The organism is Sinorhizobium sp. 6-70, assembly GCF_030124375.1.
Lineage (GTDB): Bacteria > Pseudomonadota > Alphaproteobacteria > Rhizobiales > Rhizobiaceae > Sinorhizobium.
In genome coordinates, this window is record NZ_JASKLS010000011.1 from 36,776 (window position 1) to 60,740 (window position 23,965).

The following is a 23,965-nucleotide window of genomic DNA, read 5'->3' on the forward strand; positions in this document are numbered from 1 at the left end:
CTGAAAGATAGGCCACCACTGCGCAGAATGACACCTGCCGGCAGACGTTTTTCTGCGCGTCGCATAGTTGCTAGGTACGTACCTCGGAGCTAGAGCGCCGTGCATTCAAATGAACGCGCAAAGGACGCTCTGGAATCTAGAGCATCTCTTCTGCTTTCGGTAATTCCACTCGAAAGCAGGATGCTCTAGTGTCGGCGCAGCCAAGAAGGAGACTAGCCATGCTGCGTTTCGGAATTCTGTCGACGGCCAAGATCGGCCGCGAACTCGTCGTGCCTGCCATTCAGGATGCGGAAAACTGCGTGGTCTCGGCGATCGCCAGCCGCGATTTCGCCAAGGCGAGAGCGATGGCCGATCGTTTCTCCGTGCCGCATGCGTTTGGATCCTATGAGGAAATGCTGGCATCCGACGTGATCGATGCCGTCTATATTCCGCTGCCGACCTCGCAGCACGTGGATTGGACGATCAAGGCCGCCGATGCCGGCAAGCACGTGCTCTGCGAGAAGCCGATCGCGCTCAAGGCGGAGGAGATCGATGCGCTGATTGCGGCGCGCGACCGCAACAAGGTGCTGGTTTCGGAAGCCTTCATGGTGACCTACAGCCCGGTGTGGCGGAAGGTACGCTCGCTGCTTGCGGAAGGGGCGATCGGCAAGCTCAGGCATGTGCAAGGGGCGTTTACCTATTACAATCGCGATCCCGGCAACATGCGCAACGTCCCCGAACTCGGAGGCGGGGGCCTGCCGGATATCGGCGTCTATCCGACGATCACGACCCGATTCGTGACCGGCAAGGAGCCGGTTCGCGTCCAGGCCGATACCGATCGCGACCCGGAATTCGGCACGGACATCTATTCGAGCGTGCGCGCCGATTTCGGTGATTTCGAGCTGAGCTTCTACATCTCGACCCAGCTTGCCGCCCGCCAGGTCATGGTCTTTCACGGCGACAAGGGCTACATCGAGGTGAAGTCGCCCTTCAATGCGGACCGCTACGGCCGCGAGGAAGTGGAGCTCACCAGCCAGAACCACGGCCAGTCGCAGCTCTTCCGTTTCCAGGATGCGCGCCAGTACAAGCTCGAGGCCGAGGCATTCTCGCGCGCCTCAACCGGCCAGCCGGAAGAAGTGGTGACGCTCGAGAACTCACGCCTCAATCAGAAGCTCATCGATGCCATCTACCGGGCGAGCGAAAAGGATGGCTGGGAGACGGTCTGAATCCATAGCATTAGCCGGCGAATGATGGCCCGCCTCGCGCGGGCCATTTGTTGGAAGCGTTCTCCTGCAACTGGTCAACATCAGACCGGTTACCTCCGAGGTAATGGATTTTGCGCTTCCGTCGGACCAATCTGCCGGCGCAACGGAGGAAAGGTTAATGGAGTTCGGTCGTCACCTGAAGGAATGGCGCGGGCACCGCCGCATGAGCCAGCTCGATCTCGCCGTTGCCGCGGGAATTTCCGCGCGCCATCTTTCGTTCCTGGAAACCGGACGCTCGAAACCGTCCGAAGGGATGATCCTGCGGCTGGCGTCGGTGCTCGATATCCCGGCCCGGGATCAGGGCTCGCTCTTTACCGCCGCAGGCTACCGGCCGCGGATGACGACGCGTCCGGCTCGCGGGCTCGACGCCATGCCTTCCGCCGTCGCAAGCGCGATCCGGCTGATGCTCGAGCGCCATGCTCCCTATCCCGGTCTCGTCTTTGACCATGAATACACCGTGCTGCTCACGACTCCCGCCTTTGCCGCACTTGCGGAAGCCACGAAGGTTCCCGTCAACCCCGGCCAGAACTTCCTCGACGCCTTCCTCGGATCGGAGAACATCCGCGCGCTCGTCATCAACTGGGAGGCGGCTGCCGCGGACCTGGTCCAGCGCGTCCGCATGGAGGCATGGCTGCAGGGGCCACGCAGCCCGCTGCAAAGGCGGCTGGAACGTCTCGTCCTCGATCCGGCAGTCGCCCGGGCAATCGACAACTATCCCGACACCGACCGGCTGCCGGTGCTGCCGATCGAACTGCGCGTCGGCGCGGCTGAACTACGCTTCATCACCACGCTTTCGACCTTCGGCTCGACTCAGGACGCGCTCGTCGAAGGCGTGCTGATCGAATCCTTCTTCCCGGCCGACGACGCGACGCGGCGCTTCTTCGAACATCCGGTTTGATGGTTGGCGGCAGCGAGGACGGATTTGTTGACCGCGACGGGCTTCCTCGAGCCATTGCCGGTTACGGCCGGGACGGGCGTGAAACTCTTCCGCTTCAAGGCAAATATTCTACCGCAGGTCGCGGACTGAGCCGCAATTGGCAGAAAAACGGTAGAAAGGCAGCGTGCGGCTGCTGATCTTCGCGGCGCTGTCGGTTACAAAGGGCGCATGAACTCGTTCTTCGATTCTCCTGCGCCGTCCAATCTCGCCGAATATTCGGTCTCGGAGCTTTCCGGCTCGATCAAGCGCACGGTCGAGCAGGCGTTCGACCAGGTTCGGGTGCGCGGCGAGATCTCCGGTTATCGCGGTCCGCACTCGTCGGGTCACGCCTATTTTTCGCTGAAGGATGATCGCGCCCGCATCGACGCGGTGATCTGGAAAAGCGCGTTTTCGCGGCTGAAGTTCCGCCCGGAAGAGGGGATGGAGGTCATCGCGACAGGCAAAGTCACGACCTTCCCCGGTTCGTCCAAATATCAGATCGTCATCGAATCGCTGGAGCCGGCCGGCGCCGGCGCGTTGATGGCGCTGCTTGAGGAACGCAAGCGCAAGCTCGCAGCCGAGGGTCTGTTCGATGCCGGGCGCAAACGGCCGCTGCCCTTCATGCCCAAGGTGATCGGCGTGGTGACCTCGCCGACCGGCGCCGTCATCCGCGATATTCTCCACCGCATTGCCGATCGTTTCCCGGTTCATGTCGTCGTCTGGCCGGTGCGTGTGCAGGGCGACGGATCGGGCGAGGAAGTGGCAGCCGCCATTCAAGGCTTCAATGCGTTCGAAATCGGCGGGCCCATTCCACGGCCGGACGTGCTGATCGTCGCCCGCGGCGGCGGGAGCCTTGAGGACCTCTGGAGCTTCAACGACGAGGCCGTCGTGCGTGCGGCCGCTGCATCCGATATTCCGCTGATCTCGGCCGTCGGCCATGAGACGGACTGGACCCTGATCGACTATGCCGCCGACCAGCGGGCGCCGACGCCGACCGGCGCCGCCGAAATGGCCGTACCGGTGAAAGCCGACCTCGAGGCGGAGGTGTCGGCGCTGTCGGCACGGCTGAAGGCGGCCGCGGTACGGCAGATGGAGAACCGCCGGCAGGCGGTGCGTTCGCTTTCCCGGGCTCTGCCTTCGCTCGATCAGCTGCTGGCTCTGCCCCGACGCCGTTTCGATGAGGCGTCGGCCGGCCTTGGCCGCGGCTTGCAAATGAATACCGCCAACAAGCGCCGTGCCTTCGAGCGGATAGGTGCGCATCTCCGCTCGGATCTGCTGACGACGCGGATCAGCGATCGCCGGCGGCGCCTCTCGGAGGCGATGAACCGTGCCGAGCGGATCGTCGAGCGTGAGGTCCATCGCGGCCAGTCGCGCGTCTCCGCCGCCGACGCCTCGCTTCGCGCCCTGCCGTCGCGGCTCATCGGACAGATCCACCGTGCCTCGGATCGCGTCGCGGGCCTTCGCGCACGGTCTGATGCTGCTATCGCCGGCGAAATGCGCAGGCTCAAGGGCGTGCTCACCGCGCAGGATAGGGTGCTGCAATCGCTGTCTTATCGCAATGTGCTCAAGCGCGGCTTCGCACTCGTGCGCGATGCGGCGGGCCAGCCGGTGAAACAGGCGGCGACGGTCGCGCCCGGCATGGCGCTTTCCCTGGAATTCGCGGATGGCAGCGTGTCGGCGGTCGCAGGCGAGGGCGGTGCGCCCCCGTCGCCGCAAGAGCCGAAAAAACGTCCGTCACGGTCGCCGGAGCCGGCTTCGGGACCGCCCAAGCAGGGCAGCCTGTTTTAGGGAAGGCACGATGCGCATCCTGATCGTGCTCGCCCATCCCATCGAAGACAGCTTTGCGGCGAGCGTCGCGCGGACAGCCAAGGAAACCCTGGAAGCGAATGGGCATGCGGTCGATCTGCTCGATCTTTATCGCGAGGATTTCGATCCTCGGCTGAGTGCGAAAGAGCGCGCCAGCTATTTCTCCGATCGCTACGACTCTTCGACGGCAGCCTCGTGGATTGGTCGATTGCAATCCGCCGATGGACTCGTGCTCGTCTTTCCGCAGTGGTGGTTCAATTTTCCGGCGATCCTCAAGGGCTTTTTCGACCGGGTCTTCGCGCCCGGCGTGGCCTTCGATCATGATGAGGCAGGCGGTCGCATCGTCCCGCGGCTCGACAACATCAGGCTGTTCTGGGCGCTGACCAGCACGGGTTCACCGTGGTGGGTCGTGCATCTCTACATGGGCAACCCGGTACGGCGGCTGCTCAGGCGCGGCATCGCCGCCTTCTGCGCCAAGGGTCTCGACTTCCGCATGATCAGCCTGCACGACATGGACCGGGCGACGGAGGCGAAGCGTAAGCGCCATATTGAGCGCGTGCGCGCTCTGCTGGGCCGGATCTGATCAACTCATTCAAACGTCGCCAGGAACTTCCGGAGCAGCACGTCGAGCGTTTCCCGCTCCTCGGGCCGCAGATCCGCAACCAGGCGCTGCTGGTTGGCGACATGGGCCGTCACCGCCGCGTCGATGCGTTTTCTCCCCTCCGGCGTCAGGGCGATGATCACCCCGCGCCGGTCTTCGGGATTGTCGAGTCGCTCGACGAGGCCGGCCTTCTCAAGCTGGTCGATACGGTTGGTCATGGTGCCCGAGGTGACCATCGTTGCGGCAAGTAATTCCCCGGGCGAAAGCTGAAAAGGCGGGCCGGAGCGCCGAAGCGTCGCCAGCACGTCGAAGCTCGCCGATGTCAGCTCATATTTGGCGAAGACCGTTTCCTGTTCGCGGGCGATATGGGCCCTCAGCCGTCCGAGGCGACCGAGAAGGCCCATCGCCGAAACGTCCAGTTCCGGCCGCTCCCGGCGCCACTGCGCCAGGATCTTGTCCACATGGTCCTTGTCTGGCTCTTCCATATCGATCCGCAACAGCGAGGCAGCGCCGAACCGTTCCACGCCGTCATGTCCGCTCTAATCCTCAGATATCTTGACGTCAAGACAAATGCGGTTAGAATGCATATCTCTTGACGTAAAGATACTTGAGATAAAGACATGAGCGCGCGCAACTTCGACATCGGCCTCACGGCGGTAGCACCGGCGATCTGGGGCAGCACCTATCTGGTCACGACGGAATTCCTGCCCCCCGGCTATCCGCTCACCGTCGCGATGTTGAGGGCTCTGCCGGCGGGGCTTCTTCTGCTGCTCCTCGTCCGGCAAATGCCGAAGGGGATCTGGTGGCTGCGCAGCTTTCTGCTGGGGGCACTCAACTTCTCGTTCTTCTGGGCCATGCTCTTCGTCTCCGCCTATCGCCTCCCCGGCGGCGTCGCCGCAACGGTCGGCGCCATTCAGCCGCTGATTGTCATCGTGCTGTCGCGGATCGTTCTCGGCTCGCCGATCCGGGCGCTCAGCGTCGGCGCAGGCGTGGCCGGCATGGCAGGCGTGGCGCTGCTCGTGCTGACGCCAAACGCAGCGCTGGATCCGGTAGGTGTTTTCGCCGGTATGGCGGGGGCCGTCTCCATGGCCTTCGGCACCGTGCTCAGCCGTCACTGGGCACCGCCGGTCTCGCCGCTCACCTTCACCGCCTGGCAATTGACCGCCGGCGGCCTGCTGCTGGTGCCGGTCGCGCTCCTGCTGGAGCCCGCCTTGCCGCCGCTCACCACGGCGAACCTCGCGGGTTTCGCCTATCTCGGCCTCATCGGTGCCGCCTTCACTTACGTTCTCTGGCTTCGCGGGCTCTCACGTCTGGAGCCGGCGCAAGTCTCGCCGCTCGGTTTCTTAAGCCCCGTCACAGCGATCCTGCTCGGCTGGGGCGTGCTCGATCAGCAGCTCACGCCGGTGCAACTGATCGGCATCGCCGTCGTCTTCGCGAGCGTCTGGATGAGTCAGCAGGCACAAATGCCGCGCCGTGCCGCTCCCGTCCGAGCGTAGCAGGCGAGGAGAGGGAGATCTGGGCGGCGCAGCGAGTCTCCTTCGCCCCGCTTGCGGGGAGAAGGTGGCCGGCAGGCCGGATGAGGGGGCGGGCCTGCTATTGCATGTTTCCTTAAATCGTAGCCGATTTAAGGATGAGAACATGCAGCAATTCAAAGTGCCACAGTGTCCTTTGCGCGTCTGATAACGCGCGGCGCTGCAGGTCGAAACGGATCAGGCCCACTCGCCCTTCCGCATGACCGGCACGCGGCTGCCGTCCGCCCGTACACCGTCGATATCCACCTTGCCCGAGCCGATCATCCAGTCGATGTGGATCAGGCTCGAATTGCCGCCCTGTGCGCGGATCTGTTCCTGGCTGAGGTTGGCGCCATCGAGGAAGCACTTCGAGTAGCATTGGCCAAGCGCAATGTGGCAGGAGGCGTTTTCATCAAAAAGGGTATTGTAGAAGAGGATGCCGCTTGCCGAGATCGGCGAGGAATGCGGCACCAGCGCCACTTCGCCGAGGCGGCGCGCGCCCTCGTCGGTATCGAGAACCTTCTTCAGCACTTCCTCGCCGCGCGAGGCCTTGGCCTCGACGATCCGGCCGCCTTCGAAGCGCACCTGGATATCGTCGATCAACGTGCCCTGGTGCGATAGCGGCTTCGTGCTCGACACGTGGCCTTCGACGCGCAGCGCATGCGGCGTCGTGAACACTTCTTCGGTCGGGATGTTCGGGTTGCAGGTAATGCCGTTCTTGGCGGTCGAGGCGCCGCCGTGCCATTCGTGGCCATCCGCCAGCCCGACGGTCAGGTCGGTCCCCGGGCCGGTGAAATGCAGCGCGGCGAAGCGCTCGCCGTTCAGCCATGCCGAGCGCCTGCTGAGGTTGGTGTTGTGCTCCTTCCAGGCGGCGATCGGGTCGTCGACGTCGACCCGTGAGGCGGCGAAAATAGCGTTTGCCAGCTTCTCGACGGCGACCGTCTCCGGATCGTCCGGAAACATCTGCTTTGCCCAGGACGGATTCGGATAGGAGACGATGTTCCAGTTGATGTCGAAGTTTGAGATCTTTTCGAGCGCCGGCTTGTAGGCGATCGAGTTCGCCTTGTTGGCGCGCGCGACCTTTGCCGGGTCCTGGGCCGAAAGCATCATCGGGTTGTCGCCGGCAACAGCCAGCCGCGCGGCGCCGCCGGCATAGGCTTTCGCCATGCCTTCGTAGAGCCAGTCGCTCGCGCGGTCGAAACTCTCGTCCGGCGCATGGGCGTAACGGGCGAGCGTTGTCTCCTCATCCGAATAGAACGTCGTCACCAGACCAGCGCCGGCGATATAGGCATGCTTCGTGATGAGGCGGACGAGCGGCAGCGCCGCGATCGGTGAGGTCACCACCAGGTCCTGGCCCCTCTGCAACTGTAGGCCGACCTTGACGGCGACCTCCGCGAGCTTTTCGAGTTTTACGGGATCGACGGGATTCCTTGCGGATTGAAGGGGGGCGTTCATCGCGGCTCCTGCTGTCCTCTCGCGCCGTTTCCTGAGGTCAACGGCGGTTGCCGGTGGAAGCGAGCGCATGCCTGGCTTACGGTGCCGTCGCCGCTGCGCCCATCTGGGCGCGCGCGGTCGGGCGGCGCGTCCGTTTTAGACCGGTTCAGCCGAAAACAGAAGGCCTTTGCGATGTAGCCCCCGTGTCATGCGGCGGCGCGCTGGGAGCGAAGAAGCGCGGCCTCGTGCTTCTTGAGAAACGCCATCAATCGCTCAGGATAGTCTTCCGTCACCGCGGCTTTCACGCTTGCCCGTGCCGCAAGTGCCTTCCGCCAGGCTCTGACCCGCGGCAGGCCGTCGAAGATGCCCATGTCCGAGATCGTGTCGAACAGGTCGAAATAGCGGAAGATCGGCGCGAAGACGGCATCGACCAGGCTGAAATCCGCGCCCGCAAAATAGGGGCCATCGCCGAGCTCTGCTTCGACGGTCGCGAATTTCGTCTTGAGCACGCCGCGCCTGGTTTCGAGCACTTCGGCATCCTGGGTCGTTTCATAGATCCAGAGATCGGAAAGAATCGCCGAGCCGAACTCCATCCAGCCACGATGGCGCGCCCGCGTCAGCGGATCGGAGGGGTGCAGTTTCGCTCCCGGCTGGGTCTCTTCGAGATATTCGCAGATCACCGTGCTTTCGAAGAGGATCGCTTCTCCGCCGTCCTGAGGAACGCGGAGCAGGGGTACCTTGCCGAGCGGCGAGATTTTCAGGAACCACTCCGGCTTGTTGGCGAGATCGATATAGACGCGTTCGAACGGCACGCCTTTTTCGGCGAGCGCGATCGCAGCGCGCTGGACGTATGGGCAGAGGTGGTGGCTGATCAGGGTCAGTGGCGCGGTCATCGATATTTCTCCCTGCTTTGGGTAATGTAGATGCAATTGCATATATATCGACTTGCAAAATCCGTCAAGATAGATGTAATTGCATCTATGAAAGATGAAAAATCAGCAGGCTACGCGCCGACATTGGCGACCACGCGGGCATGGGTCGCTCTCATGCGGGCGCAGCGGCGGGTGCTCTCGGCGATCGAGAAGGATTTTAAAGAGGCGGGCCTGCCTCCGCTCGGCTGGTACGACGTGCTTTGGGAGCTGGTGCGCGCCGAAGCCGGCAGGCTCAGGCCATTCGAGATCGAGGCCCGCACGCTGCTTGCGCAATACAATCTTTCGCGCCTGATCGATCGGCTGGAAAAGGAGGGCCTGGTGCGCCGGGAGGCCTTCGACGAGGACGCACGAGGCTGCTGGGTCGTCGTGACCGAAGCGGGCTGCCAGATGCGGGCGCGCATGTGGCAAACCTATGCGCGATCGATCGAAAGGCACGTCGGCGCGAAGCTCGGCGAGCCTGAGGCAGGCAAGCTCGCCGAATTGCTTTCGCGCCTGACCTGAGACGGCCGGATCAGGCTATCAGCGGGGCGGCGATCGCTTTCAGTGCCGCCTGCGCATCGTTCGGCCGGAGCCGTACCTGCAGTCCCCGCTGGCCGCCGTTGATATAGACCAGCGTCTCAACCAGCGCTGCTTCCTCGATCGCGGTCGGCACGATCTTCTTCTGGCCGAAGGGGCTGATGCCGCCGACATGGTAACCGGTCAGGCGCTCGGCGTCGGCGGGCTTCATCATGTTGGCCGACTTGCCACCGAAGGCGGCAGCCAGTTTCTTCATGCTGACTTCTCTGTCGGAAGGCACGATGCAGCAGACCGGCTTGCCATCCACCTCGGCCATCAGAGTCTTCAATACGCGGGAAGGATCCTCCCCAAGCGCCTCGGCCGCCTGCAGGCCGACGCGCTCGGCGCCGGGATCGTAGTCGTAGCTGTGCACGGTGAAGGAAACGCCGGCTTTGGCGAGCGTCTGCGTGGCGCGGGTCGTCTTGGACATCCCCGGCCTCTTACGCGCCGAACCGGGCTTCGTAGAGCTCCGGCTTGAAGCCGATCATGAGCTTGCCGTCGGCATCGAGCACCGGGCGCTTGATCATCGACGGCTGCTTGAGCATGAGTTCGATCGCCTTGTTGGCCGTTATGTCCTGCTTGTCCGCCCCCGGCAGATTGCGGAAGGTCGTGCCCGCGCGATTGAGCACGGTTTCCCAGCCGAATTCGTCGCACCAGCGCTGAAGAAGCGCACGGTCGATCCCTTCTTGCTTGTAGTCATGGAACTTGTAAGCGATGCCGCGGCCTTCGAGCCAACTGCGTGCCTTCTTCATCGTGTCGCAGTTCTTGATGCCGTAGATCGTAACCGCCATCCCGAATCTCTCCCCGTCTCCGCCAATGCAGGCAACACATAGCGGCGCACTGGCCCGGAGGAAAGCCCGGAGCGGCCGCTTCAGGTTATGCCGACGTAACGGCCGGGCTTGTGGTTGATCGCGAGGATCATGTTGACGACGCAAGCGCCAAGGATCGAGAGCACGAGGTTCGCCGGCGGCAGCACGAAGAAGGCGGCGGCGAGGATCGCCAGATCGACGGCAAGCTGGAAATAGCCGGCGCGGATTCCCCATTTCTCCTGCAGATAGATCGCCAGGATGTTGATGCCGCCGAGGCCGGTGCGGTGCCGGAAGAGAACGAGCAGGCCCATCCCCATCAACCCGCCGCCGACAACGGCAGCGTAGACCGGATCAATCCGCGCGAACTCCACCCATTGCGCCGTCAGCCGGGAAAACAGCGCGACCAGGCTGACGGCGAGGAAGGTGCGCAACGCGAACGGCCAGCCGAGCCGCCGGACGGCAAGAACGTAAAAGGGCAGGTTCACGAGCGAGAAGACCAGCCAGAAATCCGCGCCGGTTGCGTATTGCAGAAGCAGCGCGAGCCCGGCGGTGCTGCCGGTCAAAAGCATCGCCTTGCTATAGATCACCACGCCCAGCGAGACGACGAGCGTGCCGGTAAGGATAGCAAGTGCATCCTCATAGAGCCTGTGGCGCTCGGCGGGCGCAGCGGCAATGCGGGCCTCTCCGTCGACCTTCATCCTGCTGTTTCCGTCAGAGGCCCGTGAAATTGCGGACGACGCTGGCGACTTCCGCCGTCTTCAGCCCGGCGATGTTGATGCGGCCCGATGTCGGCATGTAGATGCCGTGATCGCTTCTGAGCCGCAGCACCTCCGCTTCCGAGAGCGGCAGCATCGAGAACATACCCTCCTGACCGGCGATCGCGCCGAGCGCCTGCCAGCGGGTTCTCAGTCCTTCCGCAAGCGCCCGGCGGATGCCGGTCATGCGCTGGCGCATCGCCTCGAGTTCCTCCGCCCAGTCGCGAGCGAGCTCCTTGTCGGCGAGGATCGTGCGCACGACGGCAGCGCCATGATCCGGCGGCATGGAATAGCTGGTGCGGGCGAGCCCGGCGAGATTCGACCGCACGGTGTCCGCGGAGTTCGGCGAGGCGGTGACTGCGTAGATGGCGCCAGTGCGCTCTCGGTAGAGACCGAAGGATTTCGAGCAGGAAACGGCGACGAGCGCTTCGGGAACGACGCCGATGAGATGCCTCAGGCCGGCAACGTCCTCGTTGAGGCCGCGGCCGAAGCCCTGGTAGGCGAGATCGACCAACGGCAAGAGGCCGCGCTCCGCGACGAGCGCAGCGATTTCCAGCCATTGCGGTTCCGTCAGCGCGCCGCCGGTCGGGTTGTGGCAGCTTGCATGCAGCAGCACGGCGTCACCGGCCGCCGCACCCTCGAGCGCGCTGACGACATTGTCGAAGAGCACTGTCTGCGACGGAATGTCGAAGAAGTCGTAGCTTGCGGTTTCGAGGCCCACCGCCTTGAAGATCGCCGCATGGTTCGGCCAGCTTGGCAGGCCGAGCCAGATCCGGCGGCCGCCGACGCGGTGGATAAGGTCGGCCGCGAGCCTGAGCGCGCCCGAACCACCAGGCGTCTGCACGCTTGCGATATGGCTCCGCTCGACCGTGTCGCCGCCGACGAGCGTCCAGAGATGGTCCAGGAACACGTGGTCCCCTTCGGGCCCGACATAGGCTTTGGTGTCCTGGGTTTCGAGCAGCCGCTTCTCCGCCGCCTTCACGGCTCGGAAGATCGGCGTATGGCCGGTCTCGTCGCGGTAGACTCCAACGCCAAGGTCGACCTTGCCGGGGCGGTCGTCCTTTCGGTAGAGGCCGATCAGGGCCAGCAACGGGTCGTCGGGTTGACGGGCGAGAGCATCGAACATGCCAGGGGTCCCTCTGGTGCTAACAATCGAGGAATAGTCGGTTTGGGCAGGCGGAAAGGCAAGCCGCATGCGCGACTTGTTTGTAACCTGTCTAAGACAGTTCGAACGCAAATTCGATGCTGCATTTGCGGATGGACCGAAGAAGGTTTACATGTATTTGCGTGAAGAGCACAATATTCGCTTCGAGTTTGCGCATTTGTAGGTTGGAGCGAATTCGCGATGGAGCGCGGAAAAATGGAGCTGGATGCGATCGACCGGCGGATCATCCGCCTGCTCGTCGAGGACGCATCGAGAAGCAACAACGAACTGGCGCAAAAGGTCGGTCTCTCGCCGGCGCCACTGTCGCGGCGGTTGGCGCGCCTCTATTCGGCAGGCGTCGTCCGCCAGACGGTCGTTGTGGATCCGCGGGCCACCGGCATCGGCTTCCAGGCCTTTGTCGAGGTGACGCTTGAGCGCACCGCGAGCAAGGTGGGACAGCGTTTCATCGAGTTGGTCTCGCGCATGCCGGAGGTGGTCGAATGCCATACCGTTGCCGGCGATTTCGATTTTCTGCTGAAGATCGCCGTGCGCGATGTTGCGGACTACAAGCGTCTGCTCTGGAGCGAGTTCGAACAGATCGCCGAAATCAAGACGCTCCGCTCGACGATTCTTCTCGACAGTCCGAAGATGAAGGCGGGTGTCGCGCTGTAGACGGTAAAAGTAGCTCAACGGCCCCTCATCCGCCTGCCGGCACCTTCTCCCCGCAAGCGGGGCGAAGGGACTTGCGGCGGCCGCTCAGTCCACTCCTCCACGGCGGCGGAGAATGGGGATTTGGGGAGCGGGGGGCGTTGCTGCGAGTCTCCTTCGCCCCGCTTGCGGGGAGAAGGTGGCCGGCAGGCCGGATGAGGGGTCATTTCAGAGGGTTACGCCTCCAGCGTGCCGGGCTTGCGGACTGCGCTCGAGGGTCCCGCGCAGGCGATCTTCATCAGGTCCGACCGGCGGCGCGCGAGGCGGGTGGAGACCCGGGTGACAATCAGCCCGTCCTGCGGAGCTCTCACCTCCACCACGCCGTCCGGCATGCCGGGCTTGGCGAGGATCGTCGCGAGCAGGTCTCCGGACTTCACGCTTTCGCCGATATCGCGATGGAACAGGATCGCGCCAGCTGCGGGCGCGCGGATCATCTCGATGTTGTCGAGCGGCACGGCCTTGCCCGCAAAGGCCGGAAGATCGGCGCGCGACCCGGCCACCACGCCGCGGGCGAGAAGAAACTGCCAGACGCCGTCGGCATCATTCCGGGCAGTTTCCGGGCAGACGTCGCGCGTGCCGCGCAGTTCGACGGTTACGGAGAGCCGGCCGGGCAGGGTGGTCCTCTTCCGGCCGTCGGCCTCGTTTTTCCAGGCGTAGCCAACCGCTTCCTCGAAAGCGGAGCTTTCGCCGTCGGAGAGAAACACGGCTTTCATGTCGAGCGCCGCGGCGAGGTCCGTTGCTTCCGGCCAGAAAGCCTCGTCGATATAGGCGTATTGCAGGCCCTCGTCGTCGCAATGGAGGTCGAGCACCAGCTCGGCACCAAGCGCCATATGGAGCAGTTGCCGCTTCAACCTGTCGGTCGCCGAATACCGGTCAAGGTCTTCGAGAAGGGTGTCGCGTTCGCCAATGGAAATCAGCGGGAAATCACGGTTGAAATTGGTGCGCGAGCCGAGATCGAAGCGACCTTGCAACTCGCCGAAGTGCGACTGCGCCGAACCGATCGGGTTTGCTTGCGGAACGACAGTGATATCGCCGAGGATTGCGCCGTCGGCATCCGCCCGGCGCAGCTTCTCCAAAAGGAAATGCAAGAGCGCCGTGCCCGGCAGCTCGTTGGCGTGGAGCGCCGCCTGGATATAGGTCCGCGGTGCTTCCGGTTTCGTCCCTTTGAACCGGAAGACCGGCATCCGCCATTCGACGCCCGGCGTATCGCCGGCGATGATGATTTCGGAAATTTCCAATTTTGCTGTCCCTCGATAATGCAACAGGCGATCCGTCCGAGCGGTTTATGGGACTTTGAAAAGGTCAGCGCAAGCTAAAGCCGATGCGAATGAATCGCGTGCGGCGCTTCAGCTCGTGAGCTGCCGACGATGAAGATGGCGACGACGTCCCGGGCCGTAGAGGCCATGCACCAGGACAACCTCGTGCATGGTGCATCGCGCAAGGCGCGGTAGCACGCCGGGCGCAACTCACCGAGCCGCTTCCGTTAGTCGGACGCTGAAATGTCTGGCGCGCGACGCGACAGGTGCTGGCTCATCGATGCTCCGTTGAGAGCAGTTTTATTCCCACTCGATCGTGCCCGGCGGCTTCGAGGTCACGTCGTAGACGACGCGGTTGATGCCGCGGACCTCGTTGATGATCCGCGTTGCGGCGCGGCCGAGGAATTCCATGTCGTAGTGGTAGAAGTCCGCTGTCATGCCGTCGACCGAGGTGACGGCGCGGAGCGCACAGACGAATTCGTAGGTACGACCGTCGCCCATGACGCCGACCGTCTGCACCGGCAGGAGCACGGCGAAGGCCTGCCAGATGGCGTCGTAGAGACCCGCCTTGCGGATCTCGTCGAGATAGATCGCGTCGGCCTCGCGCAGGATTTCAAGCTTCTCGCGGGTGATGCCACCGGGGCAGCGGATCGCAAGGCCGGGTCCGGGGAAGGGATGGCGGCCGATGAAGCTGTCGGGCAGGCCGAGCTCGCGGCCGAGCACGCGCACCTCGTCCTTGAAAAGTTCGCGCAGCGGCTCGACCAACTGCATGTTCATGCGCTCCGGCAGGCCGCCGACATTGTGGTGCGACTTGATCGTCACCGATGGGCCGCCGGTGAAGGAAACGCTTTCGATCACGTCCGGATAAAGCGTGCCCTGCGCGAGGAAGTCGGCGCCGCCGAGCTTCTTTGCTTCTTCCTCGAAGACCTCGATGAAGAGGCGGCCGATGATCTTGCGCTTGGTCTCCGGATCGCTGACGCCCTCCAGTTCGCCGATGAAGCGGTCGGAGGCGTCGATGTGGAGAAGGTGGAGGTTGTAGTGTTCCTGGAACATGGCGACGACGTTCGCCGCCTCGTCCTTCCGCATCAGGCCATGGTCGACGAGGATGCAGGTGAGCTGGTCGCCGACGGCTTCATGGATGAGCAGGGCTGCGACGGAGGAATCGACGCCTCCGGAAAGCGCACAGATCACCTTCTTGTCGCCGACCTGTTCGCGGATCGCCTCGACCGCCTTGGCGCGATAGGCGGACATCGTCCAGTCGCTCTTGATGCCGGCGATCTTGTGCACGAAGTTTGCGATCAGCTTGGCACCGTCCGGCGTGTGGACCACTTCCGGGTGGAACTGCACCGCATAATATTTGCGCTTCTCATCGGCGATGAAGGCGAAGGGCGCGTTCGACGAGGTCGCGACCACCTCGAAGCCTTCCGGGATCGCCGTGACGCGATCGCCATGCGACATCCAGACCTGATGGCGGGAGCCGACCGGCCACAGACCGTCGAAAAGCGCGCATTCCTTCTCGACTTCCAGGAAAGCGCGGCCGAATTCGCGGTGATGCCCTCCTTCCACCTTGCCGCCGAGCTGGGCGCATATGGTTTGCTGGCCATAGCAGATGCCGAAGACCGGCAGACCGCTGTCGAAGATGACCGAGGGCGCACGGGGCGAGCCGATCTCAAGCGTCGAGGCCGGGCTGCCGGACAGGATCACCGCCTTCGGCTTCAGGCGCTTGAAGCCCTCCTCGGCCGACTGGAACGGCACGATTTCGCAATAGACGCCGGATTCGCGTACGCGCCGGGCGATGAGCTGGGTCACCTGGCTGCCGAAATCGATGATGAGGACGGTGTCGGGATGGGCTGTCTCAGTCATGGCGGGCCTTCAAGCTTGATCATGGCGAGCCTTTAATGAAAGCCCGCCTTTGGCGCAACGATTACATTGCACCCCGACAATTTAGGACTTTCAGAGCCTGATTTCACCGGCTTCTATCGCTGCTTCGAGCCGGTCGACCGTCGCCGCCAGCTTCTCGTCGATGACGTGCAGATACTCCATCCAGTCGTCGACGTGCTTCAACTCCGCCTTGCCGTCCGAAATGCCGCGCAGGCCGATCAGCGGCAGGCCGAAGGACTGGCAGGCGCGCAGGTCCGCGAAGGTTTCCATCTCGACCATATCGGCGTCGATGCCGTCATAGGCCTTGCCGGAGACGATGTTGGCGCCGGTCGAAAGCCGCGCCTCCTTTACGCCCGGGATGCGCAGCGGCAGTTTGACAACCGCGGGAAGATCGAGGAACGGTGTTGCGCCCTTCTCGAAACCGAGCGCGGACGCGTCCATGTCGCGATAGCCGACCGACGTCGCCTGGTAGACTTCGGTCTGTTCGAGTGTGGCGGATCCCGCCGAGCCAAGCGAAACGACGAGATTGGGCAGGCTGCTGCTGGCATCGAGCCTGGCGAGCGCCCTCGTCAATGTGACGGCGGCTTCGATCGGGCCGACCCCGGTCATCAGCGGCGCAATCCGGGCACGCAGGCTCGGCCCGTATTCCGCATCGACCGCCATCACGTAGAGGATCGTCTTGCCCGCCACGGGCTTCAGTTCAAAGCTCATCCCTCGATCCCCTCGCGTCCGCGCACCACCATCATCGTCCCCGTCATCGAGGCGATCAGCTTGGCCGGCCCGTCCGGCCGGATGGCATAGGCCCGCCCGTCTGAAACGATGATGGTCGTGCCGGGCTTCGTCACCTCGCCGCGAAACAGGAAACGGTCGCCGCGGCCGGGCGAAAGCAGGTTCACCTTGAACTCGATGGTCAGCAACGACGCGTCGGGGTCGATGACGGAATAGGCGGCATAGGTCCCGGCGGCATCGAGCGCGGCGGAAATCACGCCGGCATGCAGCAGGCCGTGCTGCTGCGTCAGCTTGGGATCGAAGGGCAGTTCGATCTCGACCGTCCCCTGCTCGATGCGCGTCAGCTCCGCGCCGATCGTGTGCATCGCCGCCTGGCGGTCGAAGCTTTCCCGGATACGGGTGCGGAAATCCTGCAGCTCGCTGTCGTCAATCAATGGAAAAAGCCTTTCCGAGGCGGGGGACCGTCCGCCCGCGTCGGGCCGACAGTGGCATGCGCGCGGAATGAGGACAAGCGCGGGCGAGGCGGAAAATCGACGCGCTGGGAGGCCATCGGCCCGACAGACGGCAATACGAACCACATCCACATCCGGGCGAAATATGCGCCAATTGCAGTGCGCGCTTGCTTTCGCGAAACCCGGCTGATCCTTATATATCTACGATGAGGAACATCAGACGCATTGAAATCCGGCCGGCCGACCCCGACGATGTCCTGATGATGGCATCTGTGCTCGTCGAAACCTGGCGGTCGACGTTTCGGGGCATCATCTCCGACGCGTATCTCGATGCGATGACGGTCGAGGATCAGGCGATCCGGCACGCGCGCCGAATGCGCGCCGCGGGCGTTTTCCATATGGTCGCGGCCGATATGGTCACGAAGACGGTGATCGGCCTGGCGAGCTACGGGCAAGCACGAGGGATGCCGCCGGCCTTCGACCGCGAGCTCTACACGCTCTACCTGCTGGAAGAGTTCCAGGGCGCCGGCATCGGCTCCGCGCTCGTACGCACGGTTGCAACGCATTGCCGCGATGCGGGCGCTTCGTCGCTCTTCGCCTGGGTGCTGGCGGGCAATCCAAACCGCGTTTTCTATGAACGGCTCGGGGCGCGTGTCGTCGGGCGAGGGCGTGTCAGCGTCGGTCGGGAAAGCTATGATCAGGTCGCCTACCGCTGGGACGATCTCGCAATGCTCTCAGGCGCCGGAAATGCCGCGATGTGACGTCGGCGGCGCTTCTACCCTATCCGGACAATATGCTGGTCCCAGGCAACGGCGCTTTTGCGCTCCTCGAAGCGCCCGTCGTAGGAGGAGACGGCGAAGCCCTGCGCGGACGCAGCGACGCCTGCGGCCTCCGCGACGAATTCTTCATTCAAGACGGCGCCCGTACGGGCATCGAGCGTGACGGCGACATTGCCCTTCGGCGATGTCAGTCCGACGAGCCCTTCGCGACGATTGACGGCGATCGCGCCGACATAGTTGGCGAGCGCCTCGGTCGTTCGCTCGGGAAGGGTGACAAAGGCAAGGTCCTCACCGCGCGAGAAATGCCCGACGAGCGGCGGCAGGTCGTTGCGCGGCCCTTCATATTGGCAGGCGAACCAGATCTTTCCGTCGTTCCCGATGTCGAGATGGCGTATCGATAGCCGACTAAGATCATTGGGCAGCACATGCTTTTCGATGAGTGCACCCGTGACGGTGTCGACCAGCGTCAGACTCGGCTCCATATGGTCGAGATTGAGCTTGGTGCGGCCGAAGTCCGGATGGGTCTCGATGCCGCCATTGGCGATCGCGAGCGTCCGCCGGTCGGCCGCAAGCGTCATGTCATGCGGCCCGATGCCGTAGGTCGGAAATTCGCCGATCCGGGCAAATCCCCTCGTGCCGTCGTAAATGCCGATCATGCCGCGATTGGCGGAAAAGTCGTTCTCGGTCGCATAGAGCAGGCGCCCGTCGGCGGAAAAGCAGCCGTGGCCGAAGAAGTGGCGGCCTTCGGCGGCTGTAATCACGACGGGTTCGGCAGCACCATCGGCCGAAAGGATCATCGCGTATGTGCCCGGCCGGCGGGCAAAGGCGACGGCCCGGCGGCTTTCCGTTGAGAAGGCCATGCCGTGCGCCCGCGCCGGCAGCAGCGTCCGGTCGATGATTTCGCCCTCGTCCGTGAGGGTCGCGACGCCATAGCTGCCGTCCGGCGCCATGAAGGCCGAGGCGAAGACGGCATCCGCTCTGTCAAGCGCGAAAGCGCCACGCGGGGTTAGCGTCGCCATCCAGGCAGCGCCCGCCATTGTGACGAAGCTGCGTCGATCGATAAGTGTTTTCGCGGTCATGCGCGTCTTGCCGTAAACGGGACGATGACGGCGGCGATGCCCGCCGCCGGTCTCGATTGGGTTTAGCAGATTATCGTCTCAGAGCCAGCCACGGCGCTTGAAATAGAGAAAGGGCAACAGCGCCGACAGCACCATCATCGATAGGGCGTAGGGGTAGCCGAGCTGCCATTTCAACTCCGGCATGACGTCGAAATTCATGCCGTAGACCGAGGCGACCAGCGTCGGCGGCAGGAACACGACCGCTGCGACCGAGAAGATCTTGATGATCTGGTTCTGTTCGAGATTGATGAGGCCGAGCGTCGCGTCGAGCAGGAAATTGATCTTGTTCGACAGGAACAGCGCGTGATCGCCGAGCGAGGCTGCGTCGCGCTGGATCAGCTTGATCCGCTGCCGGCTCTCCTTGGCTGCCTTGCGCTGACTGTTTCCCTCGGTCGCAACGTGGTAGGCGACGAGCCTGCCGACGCTGACCAGACTTTCACGGATGATCGTCAAGAGGTCGCCTTTTTGGCCGATCTGCTCGATCAGGGACTGCAGGTCGCGCGTTTTCTTGGTGGCGCTGGCGTTCGACTTGCGGAAGACCTCGCGCGAGATCGCGTCGACCTCGTTGCCGGCGCGCTCCAGCGCATCCGCGGTGCGGTCGATCATCGCCTCGAGCAACCCCAGCATCACCAGCTCGCCGGTGTCGCACGCAGCTCCGTTCGGCTTCTGGATCCGGTTGGCATAGACCTGGAACGGCTTCGGATCGGCATGACGCACCGTGACGAGACAGGTTCCCTTGAGAATGAACGTCACCGGCACTTTTGCCGGATAGTCACTGTCGAGTTTGGCTGCGGCGGTCATCGTCATGAATTCCGCGCCGTCCTCCTGGTAGAGGCGGTCGGAAAGCTCGATTTCCTGCATCTCGTCGCGTGTCGGAATGGCGATCGCCAACTTGTCTTCGACCAGCCGCGTTTCCTCGGCGGAAGGATTGAAGAGGTCGAACCAGATCACCGGCTCGGGCGAAGCCAGGCTGTTGAGGATATCGAAAAGCGCGAGATGGTTGTTCTGGCTTTTGTAGATGCGCAGCATGTGGGGCTCCATGGGGCGAGTCATCCGACCGCCTGAAGCCCTGATCAATCAGGACCGGACGGCCGTGAGCGTGAAGGCTCGACTTCGACTGTCGGGGTTCATTCCGGTTGATCCTTGGTAGGTGAAACATGCCCGCGAAATGCGGACACGAATTGCGCTTTGCGCCCAAAAGAGCGCCTTGTCAACCGCCGGGCGGCGGCGCCCCTTCACGTTGCCGTGTCAACCTGCCATGTCAATCGCCGTCGGCAAAGGAAAAGCCGGCGCCAAGGCCGATTGCGCCGCCGAATTCGCGGTTGAACCGATCGAGGAGATCGGCTGTGTTGAGCGTGATGAAGTCGAGGGCGGCGCGCTGGTTCTCGTCCGCAAGCGCCGCATCGATCGGTCCCTCGATGCGGTCCGCCGCGCGGATCAGCGCCTTGAAAAGGAAATTGATCGAGCCGGCGATCGAGCGGCTGTCGGCTGGAAGCAGGCTTTCCATGCCGGCCGTATTGAAGAGCTTCTGCAGAGCCCGCAGATTCGCGGAAATGGATGGCATCGTATTGACCGAGCGCCAATAGATGGCGAGCCGTGGATGTCCCTTGTCGGACTTTCCGTCGACGGTGCCGGGGTAGAACGGCCGCAGCCGCTGGTCCTTCACCATCTCAACGCTATGGACAAGGATGCCGAGGAGTTCGGTTGCGGCTTCCTTGCTGTCGCGGAAGAGCGGATTGTCCGGACCCGGATTCCTCCAGGCGGCTTGGATTCCCTCCGGCCTTTCCCATTCGGCGAGGATCTCGCCGGCGATCTGCCTCAGGTTCTCCGATATCGCGACGCCGTAGTGGCAGCGAAAGGCCCCGTCATTCCCTGCAAGCGTTTCTGCCCCGGTGCCGTAGAGTACGTATTCGAGCGCGCCGAGGCCCTGGACAGCGACGCTTTTCGTCTTGAGGCTCTCGGCGTGCGTTGCGCGTTCGTCTTTCTTGGCGAGAATCGCCTGCACCTGCTTCAGGCCGGTGCTCTTGCGGTCGGGATAAAAGAGGAAGCGTTCGAAGCGGTTCTGTTCGAGGGCTGGGCCGAGGCGGATGATCTCGATCGCCGACCAGCTCTGCACGACGCCCGAAAAGGCTGAGCGGGCGGCCTCGAGCGCCGCTGCCGAAGGTGCCTTGCAAAGCGCAGCGCTCGTTTCCGCGAGGCCGACCGTCGCCTCCGCGAGGCCGCGATAGCCGGGGATGATGAAGCCGTCCACGGCTTTTGCCATGACGCCCGGCACGGCGGCCTCGTCGACGACACGCGGCGAAAGCGCTCCACCTTCCTGCGCGGCCGTCGGGGTTGCGATCGCCGCGAACAGGATGACGGCCAGGGTAAGGGGAAGGCTCGGGCGCATCAGAGTGACTCCAGGAATGTGATCAGTGCTTTTCGGTCGTCCTTCGGCAAGGCGGCGAAGGCGTTGCGCGCCTTTTCCGCTTCACCGCCGTGCCAAAGGATGGCCTCGGTAAGATTACGGGCGCGGCCGTCGTGAAGGAAGAAGGTGTGGCCGCTGACGGTGTGTGTCAGTCCGATCCCCCAGAGCGGTGGCGTGCGCCACTCGCGGCCATCGGCGACGCCGACTTGCTGGCCGTCGGCAAGACCCTCGCCCATATCGTGCAGCAGGAAATCCGAGTAGGGCCAGATCAACTGGAACGCCTGTTCCTTGTGCGGCGCATCGCGCCGGGTCACGAATTTCGGCGCATGGCACGCCGCGCAGCCGGATTGGTAGAAGAGCCGCTTGCCCCGCAAGGTTTCGGGGAAGCTCGCCTTGCGGCGGGCGGGCACGGCGAGGTTGGAGGCATAGAAGGCGACGAGGCCAAGCACCGGATCGGGCGCTTCGACCGGGCCGAGCCGTTCCTGAACGCCGGTCGGAAGCGCCAGGCATTCCGTCTGCGCCTCGGTGCAATCACCGTGGCTGCGGTCGTTGCCCGGACTGGATAGGCCGATGTCGATGGCGAAAGCGTCGGCGGCCTGTCGGCCGAGCGTCGTGCTTTGTGCCTTCCAGCCGAAACGGCCAAGCATCATGTCTCCGGTCGCGGCGCCGCGGATCAGCGCAGGCCGCCCGCTGATACCGTCCCCGTCGCGGTCCTCAGGATCCGCGTGCGCGAAAATGTCGGCCTCGTGGATCGCCTCGATCAGTCCGAGACCGATCATCGGCGAAGCGACGCGCGGTGAGAGCGTCGTTGTCGGATCGAGCGGGCCATAGCCGAGGTCGGCGACCGTATAATGGGGCTTCCGCAGGGAAACCGTCTCGCCGTCCGCAAAGCTCACCTGCTCGTCCCTGTAGGTGATCGTTACGCGCCCTTCGGCCGCAAGCCCCGGCACGGCACTGTCCTGAAGCTGCACACCATAGACGGGATCGGGAAAATTGAGCGCGGCATGGGAGGCGAGCATTTCCCGTTCGGCGTCGTCATGCGGCGCACGCGCAAGGCGATAGAACATCGACGTCGAGTCGGACGCGCCTTCCGGGGGATGGCCCCGCCCGTCGCGCGGATGACAGCTCTCGCAGGAACGGGCGTTGTAGAGCGGGCCGAGCCCGTCGGAGGCTTGCGTGGAGGAGGGCGACGAAACCCAGAGCTTCTCGAAGAGCGCCTTGCCGAGCTTGAAGTTCTGTTCGGCCTCGAAGGGCAGGTTCGCCGAAAACTGGGAGAAGATTTGCCGGTCGATCGGCGCAATCGTCGTTGCCGCGCCGGCGGAAAGCGCCTCGAACTGTTCCGCCTTGGAGAAATCCGTCGTCGGCCGGGTGACGGTCAGCACACGCGCGCGGTCGTACTCGGAAAGATCTTCGCGTACGGGGAAGAGGGGGGAGCCCACACCCGCGCCCCCGCCTTCAGCCGTTGCAACCTGGTTGGATTCCGCCCTAGCGACAAGATTTATGTCGCCGCTCATCGCCGCTGCGGTGAAACCAAGGGCGGCGAGCGGCAGCGCTAGGAGGCGGGAGGTCATATGCATTGGACTTGGGCCGGGCCGCACCCTTTTCGAGGCGGCCCGCCTTTCGGCTTATTGGAAGACGGCGCTAGGATTATCCAGGCTGTCGGAACCTTCAAGCTCGATCGTGCCGAGATCGAGCGACGCGATGACGCGTTCGACGGTCTTCGCTTGCGCGATCAAACCGTCGATGGCGGCCTGGACGGTGGCGTTACCCTCGGCATTGCCTTCGCCGATCATCTGGTCATAGGCCTCGACCGTTTCGGCGCGCTTCGCCATCGCCTGCATCTTTTCGACGGTGGCGGCAAGATTGTCCTTCAGTTCCTTGTCCAGTGCCGCGTCCTTCGCGGCAACGAGTTCGGAAAGTGAGGGGCCGGTGAGCTTCGTGCCGTCGACGCGGGTATATTCGCCGGTATAGGCGGACTGGATGCCGATCGCGTCATGGAGATGCGAGTTGTGCGTGTTGTCCGAGAAGCAATCGTGCTCTTCTTCCGGGTCATGCAGCAGCAGGCCGAGCTTCATGCGCTCGCCGGCGAGTTCTCCGTAGGAAAGAGAACCCATGCCGGTGAGGATGGTGGCGAGACCGACCTTTGGGTCGGCTTCGACGGCCTTGGCGGCGGCGCCATCCGGTGTCCAGTTGGAGACCATCTCCTTGAGATCGGAAACGAGCAGGCTGGAGGCTGCCTTCAGATAGCCGGCGCGGCGGTCGCAGTTGCCGTTCGTGCAGGCCTTGGTATCGAAGTCGGTATGGGAGCGGTTGCCGGCGCCCGCGCCGGTGCCGTTCAGGTCCTGTCCCCAGAGCAGGAATTCGATCGCGTGGTAGCCGGTTGCGACGTTCGCCTCGATGCCACCGGCTTCCTGCAGTGTGCCGGACAGGAATTCCGGCGTGATGTTCGTCGCGTCGACGTCCTTGCCGTCGATCTTGGTCGTCTTGTTGGCGATCACGTTGGCAACGAAAAGAGCGTTCTCATCGCTTTCCGTGCCGTAGCTCGTATCGACATAGTCGATCAAACCCTCGTCGAGCGGCCAGGCATTCACCTTGCCTTCCCATTCGTCGACGATCGTATTGCCGAAACGATAGACCTCGGTCTCCTGATAGGGGTTTCGCGCCTTGAGCCAGGCGTCACGCGCGGCCTTCAAGGTCTCTTCGCTCGGGCTTGCGATCAGCGCGTCGACCGCCTTGTCGAGTGCTTCGGCCGTCGTCAGCGCGTCTTCGTATTTGGCGTGTGCAACGGCGGCGTAGTGCTTGACGACCTGAGCGGCGTCGGTGGCGGCATTCGCCGGTTGCAAGGCCAGCGCCGACGTTGCGGCCATGAGCGCCAGCGCGGCGGCGCGGATGAAATTCTTGGTCACGACCCTCTCCTTTGCTTCTCCT

24 protein-coding genes are annotated in these 23,965 nt (G+C 63.7%); 8 read left to right on the forward strand and 16 right to left on the reverse strand.

Features of this window, described 5'->3' with window-relative positions; genetic code table 11:
- Positions 1 to 218 precede the first annotated feature (218 nt).
- The 4 genes from QN222_RS20600 (at position 219) to QN222_RS20615 (ending at position 4,549) form a co-directional block, all read left to right on the forward strand.
- A complete protein-coding gene (locus QN222_RS20600) occupies positions 219 to 1,205 on the forward strand; it encodes a Gfo/Idh/MocA family oxidoreductase (protein ID WP_283960670.1) in 987 nt (328 codons plus the stop codon).
- 157 nt (positions 1,206 to 1,362) lie between these two features.
- The gene (locus QN222_RS20605) at positions 1,363 to 2,142 is read left to right on the forward strand and encodes a helix-turn-helix domain-containing protein (protein ID WP_283960669.1); all 780 of its coding nucleotides are present in this window, start codon (positions 1,363 to 1,365) and stop codon (positions 2,140 to 2,142) included.
- 207 nt (positions 2,143 to 2,349) lie between these two features.
- The gene (gene xseA / locus QN222_RS20610; protein ID WP_284005576.1) at positions 2,350 to 3,948 is read left to right on the forward strand and encodes an exodeoxyribonuclease VII large subunit; all 1,599 of its coding nucleotides are present in this window, start codon (positions 2,350 to 2,352) and stop codon (positions 3,946 to 3,948) included.
- Between the two features lie 10 nt (positions 3,949 to 3,958).
- On the forward strand, positions 3,959 to 4,549 hold the full coding sequence (locus QN222_RS20615; protein ID WP_283964308.1) for an NAD(P)H-dependent oxidoreductase: 591 nt from the start codon (positions 3,959 to 3,961) through the stop codon (positions 4,547 to 4,549).
- 5 nt (positions 4,550 to 4,554) lie between these two features.
- Here the strand turns inward: QN222_RS20615 and QN222_RS20620 are convergent, their stop codons facing one another.
- Positions 4,555 to 5,052, reverse strand: coding sequence for a MarR family transcriptional regulator (locus tag QN222_RS20620; RefSeq protein WP_283964332.1), 498 nt, complete (start codon positions 5,050 to 5,052; stop codon positions 4,555 to 4,557).
- Positions 5,053 to 5,187: 135 nt separating this feature from the next.
- On the opposite strand from QN222_RS20620, the gene QN222_RS20625 reads away from it, so the two are divergent.
- Positions 5,188 to 6,063, forward strand: coding sequence for an EamA family transporter (locus QN222_RS20625; RefSeq protein WP_283964309.1), 876 nt, complete (start codon positions 5,188 to 5,190; stop codon positions 6,061 to 6,063).
- 213 nt (positions 6,064 to 6,276) lie between these two features.
- On the opposite strand, the gene QN222_RS20630 is transcribed toward QN222_RS20625, so the two are convergent.
- A complete protein-coding gene (locus QN222_RS20630) occupies positions 6,277 to 7,533 on the reverse strand; it encodes an aminopeptidase (RefSeq protein WP_283964310.1) in 1,257 nt (418 codons plus the stop codon).
- A 185-nt stretch (positions 7,534 to 7,718) separates the two neighbouring features.
- Positions 7,719 to 8,405 carry a glutathione S-transferase family protein gene (locus tag QN222_RS20635; protein ID WP_283964311.1) on the reverse strand — a complete coding sequence of 229 codons (687 nt, stop codon included), beginning with the start codon at positions 8,403 to 8,405 and terminating at the stop codon, positions 7,719 to 7,721.
- 87 nt (positions 8,406 to 8,492) lie between these two features.
- Between QN222_RS20635 and QN222_RS20640 the strand changes: the two genes are divergently transcribed.
- Positions 8,493 to 8,945: a MarR family transcriptional regulator gene (locus tag QN222_RS20640; protein ID WP_283964312.1), complete on the forward strand. Its 453-nt coding sequence runs from the start codon at positions 8,493 to 8,495 to the stop codon at positions 8,943 to 8,945.
- Between the two features lie 10 nt (positions 8,946 to 8,955).
- Here QN222_RS20640 and ybaK read toward each other — a convergent pair whose 3' ends face one another.
- The 4 genes from ybaK to tatA all read right to left on the reverse strand — a co-directional run bounded on the left by ybaK (position 8,956) and on the right by tatA (position 11,689).
- On the reverse strand, positions 8,956 to 9,429 hold the full coding sequence (gene ybaK / locus QN222_RS20645; RefSeq protein ID WP_283964313.1) for a Cys-tRNA(Pro) deacylase: 474 nt from the start codon (positions 9,427 to 9,429) through the stop codon (positions 8,956 to 8,958).
- Positions 9,430 to 9,439: 10 nt separating this feature from the next.
- Positions 9,440 to 9,790 carry an ArsC family reductase gene (locus QN222_RS20650; protein WP_283964314.1) on the reverse strand — a complete coding sequence of 117 codons (351 nt, stop codon included), beginning with the start codon at positions 9,788 to 9,790 and terminating at the stop codon, positions 9,440 to 9,442.
- 80 nt (positions 9,791 to 9,870) lie between these two features.
- A complete protein-coding gene (locus QN222_RS20655) occupies positions 9,871 to 10,506 on the reverse strand; it encodes a YitT family protein (protein ID WP_283964315.1) in 636 nt (211 codons plus the stop codon).
- Between the two features lie 13 nt (positions 10,507 to 10,519).
- On the reverse strand, positions 10,520 to 11,689 hold the full coding sequence (gene tatA, locus QN222_RS20660) for a tyrosine aminotransferase (RefSeq protein ID WP_283964316.1): 1,170 nt from the start codon (positions 11,687 to 11,689) through the stop codon (positions 10,520 to 10,522).
- Positions 11,690 to 11,908: 219 nt separating this feature from the next.
- Here tatA and QN222_RS20665 point away from each other — a divergent pair, with 219 nt between their 5' ends.
- Positions 11,909 to 12,379 carry an Lrp/AsnC family transcriptional regulator gene (locus tag QN222_RS20665; protein WP_283964317.1) on the forward strand — a complete coding sequence of 157 codons (471 nt, stop codon included), beginning with the start codon at positions 11,909 to 11,911 and terminating at the stop codon, positions 12,377 to 12,379.
- Between the two features lie 212 nt (positions 12,380 to 12,591).
- Here the strand turns inward: QN222_RS20665 and QN222_RS20670 are convergent, their stop codons facing one another.
- The 4 genes from QN222_RS20670 to QN222_RS20685 form a co-directional block, all read right to left on the reverse strand.
- On the reverse strand, positions 12,592 to 13,653 hold the full coding sequence (locus QN222_RS20670; protein ID WP_283964318.1) for a M14 family metallopeptidase: 1,062 nt from the start codon (positions 13,651 to 13,653) through the stop codon (positions 12,592 to 12,594).
- 318 nt (positions 13,654 to 13,971) lie between these two features.
- Positions 13,972 to 15,534, reverse strand: coding sequence for a glutamine-hydrolyzing GMP synthase (gene guaA / locus QN222_RS20675; protein WP_283964319.1), 1,563 nt, complete (start codon positions 15,532 to 15,534; stop codon positions 13,972 to 13,974).
- 90 nt (positions 15,535 to 15,624) lie between these two features.
- Positions 15,625 to 16,263 (reverse strand): 5'-methylthioadenosine/S-adenosylhomocysteine nucleosidase, encoded by a 639-nt coding sequence (locus QN222_RS20680; RefSeq protein ID WP_283964320.1) that lies wholly within the window; start codon positions 16,261 to 16,263, stop codon positions 15,625 to 15,627.
- A complete protein-coding gene (locus tag QN222_RS20685; RefSeq protein WP_180941378.1) occupies positions 16,260 to 16,712 on the reverse strand; it encodes a PaaI family thioesterase in 453 nt (150 codons plus the stop codon). The genes QN222_RS20680 and QN222_RS20685 overlap by 4 nt, the downstream gene beginning before the upstream one ends.
- Before the next feature lie 227 nt (positions 16,713 to 16,939).
- Here QN222_RS20685 and QN222_RS20690 point away from each other — a divergent pair, with 227 nt between their 5' ends.
- Positions 16,940 to 17,494, forward strand: coding sequence for a GNAT family N-acetyltransferase (locus QN222_RS20690; RefSeq protein WP_283964321.1), 555 nt, complete (start codon positions 16,940 to 16,942; stop codon positions 17,492 to 17,494).
- Between the two features lie 14 nt (positions 17,495 to 17,508).
- Here the strand turns inward: QN222_RS20690 and QN222_RS20695 are convergent, their stop codons facing one another.
- The 5 genes from QN222_RS20695 to QN222_RS20715 all read right to left on the reverse strand — a co-directional run bounded on the left by QN222_RS20695 (position 17,509) and on the right by QN222_RS20715 (position 23,943).
- Positions 17,509 to 18,591 carry a DUF1513 domain-containing protein gene (locus QN222_RS20695; RefSeq protein WP_283964322.1) on the reverse strand — a complete coding sequence of 361 codons (1,083 nt, stop codon included), beginning with the start codon at positions 18,589 to 18,591 and terminating at the stop codon, positions 17,509 to 17,511.
- A 78-nt stretch (positions 18,592 to 18,669) separates the two neighbouring features.
- Positions 18,670 to 19,659, reverse strand: coding sequence for a magnesium transporter CorA family protein (locus QN222_RS20700; RefSeq protein WP_283964323.1), 990 nt, complete (start codon positions 19,657 to 19,659; stop codon positions 18,670 to 18,672).
- A 232-nt stretch (positions 19,660 to 19,891) separates the two neighbouring features.
- Positions 19,892 to 21,019 (reverse strand): imelysin family protein, encoded by a 1,128-nt coding sequence (locus QN222_RS20705; RefSeq protein WP_283964324.1) that lies wholly within the window; start codon positions 21,017 to 21,019, stop codon positions 19,892 to 19,894.
- Positions 21,019 to 22,614, reverse strand: a complete 1,596-nt coding sequence (locus tag QN222_RS20710) for a di-heme oxidoredictase family protein (RefSeq protein ID WP_283964325.1) — start codon at positions 22,612 to 22,614, stop codon at positions 21,019 to 21,021. Before QN222_RS20710 ends, QN222_RS20705 begins: the two co-directional genes overlap by 1 nt.
- 48 nt (positions 22,615 to 22,662) lie before the next feature.
- Positions 22,663 to 23,943, reverse strand: a complete 1,281-nt coding sequence (locus QN222_RS20715) for an imelysin family protein (RefSeq protein ID WP_283964326.1) — start codon at positions 23,941 to 23,943, stop codon at positions 22,663 to 22,665.
- Positions 23,944 to 23,965: the final 22 nt, after the last annotated feature.

Coding starts and splice junctions, on each gene's coding strand:
- QN222_RS20600 (WP_283960670.1), top strand. CDS start 219: ATGCTGCGTTTCGGAATTCTGTCGACGGCCAAGATCGGCCGCGAACTC.
- QN222_RS20605 (WP_283960669.1), top strand. CDS start 1,363: ATGGAGTTCGGTCGTCACCTGAAGGAATGGCGCGGGCACCGCCGCATG.
- xseA (WP_284005576.1), top strand. CDS start 2,350: ATGAACTCGTTCTTCGATTCTCCTGCGCCGTCCAATCTCGCCGAATAT.
- QN222_RS20615 (WP_283964308.1), top strand. CDS start 3,959: ATGCGCATCCTGATCGTGCTCGCCCATCCCATCGAAGACAGCTTTGCG.
- QN222_RS20620 (WP_283964332.1), bottom strand. CDS start 5,052: ATGGAAGAGCCAGACAAGGACCATGTGGACAAGATCCTGGCGCAGTGG.
- QN222_RS20625 (WP_283964309.1), top strand. CDS start 5,188: ATGAGCGCGCGCAACTTCGACATCGGCCTCACGGCGGTAGCACCGGCG.
- QN222_RS20630 (WP_283964310.1), bottom strand. CDS start 7,533: ATGAACGCCCCCCTTCAATCCGCAAGGAATCCCGTCGATCCCGTAAAA.
- QN222_RS20635 (WP_283964311.1), bottom strand. CDS start 8,405: ATGACCGCGCCACTGACCCTGATCAGCCACCACCTCTGCCCATACGTC.
- QN222_RS20640 (WP_283964312.1), top strand. CDS start 8,493: ATGAAAGATGAAAAATCAGCAGGCTACGCGCCGACATTGGCGACCACG.
- ybaK (WP_283964313.1), bottom strand. CDS start 9,429: ATGTCCAAGACGACCCGCGCCACGCAGACGCTCGCCAAAGCCGGCGTT.
- QN222_RS20650 (WP_283964314.1), bottom strand. CDS start 9,790: ATGGCGGTTACGATCTACGGCATCAAGAACTGCGACACGATGAAGAAG.
- QN222_RS20655 (WP_283964315.1), bottom strand. CDS start 10,506: ATGAAGGTCGACGGAGAGGCCCGCATTGCCGCTGCGCCCGCCGAGCGC.
- tatA (WP_283964316.1), bottom strand. CDS start 11,689: ATGTTCGATGCTCTCGCCCGTCAACCCGACGACCCGTTGCTGGCCCTG.
- QN222_RS20665 (WP_283964317.1), top strand. CDS start 11,909: ATGGAGCGCGGAAAAATGGAGCTGGATGCGATCGACCGGCGGATCATC.
- guaA (WP_283964319.1), bottom strand. CDS start 15,534: ATGACTGAGACAGCCCATCCCGACACCGTCCTCATCATCGATTTCGGC.
- QN222_RS20680 (WP_283964320.1), bottom strand. CDS start 16,263: ATGAGCTTTGAACTGAAGCCCGTGGCGGGCAAGACGATCCTCTACGTG.
- QN222_RS20690 (WP_283964321.1), top strand. CDS start 16,940: ATGAGGAACATCAGACGCATTGAAATCCGGCCGGCCGACCCCGACGAT.
- QN222_RS20695 (WP_283964322.1), bottom strand. CDS start 18,591: ATGACCGCGAAAACACTTATCGATCGACGCAGCTTCGTCACAATGGCG.
- QN222_RS20700 (WP_283964323.1), bottom strand. CDS start 19,659: ATGCTGCGCATCTACAAAAGCCAGAACAACCATCTCGCGCTTTTCGAT.
- QN222_RS20705 (WP_283964324.1), bottom strand. CDS start 21,019: ATGCGCCCGAGCCTTCCCCTTACCCTGGCCGTCATCCTGTTCGCGGCG.
- QN222_RS20710 (WP_283964325.1), bottom strand. CDS start 22,614: ATGCATATGACCTCCCGCCTCCTAGCGCTGCCGCTCGCCGCCCTTGGT.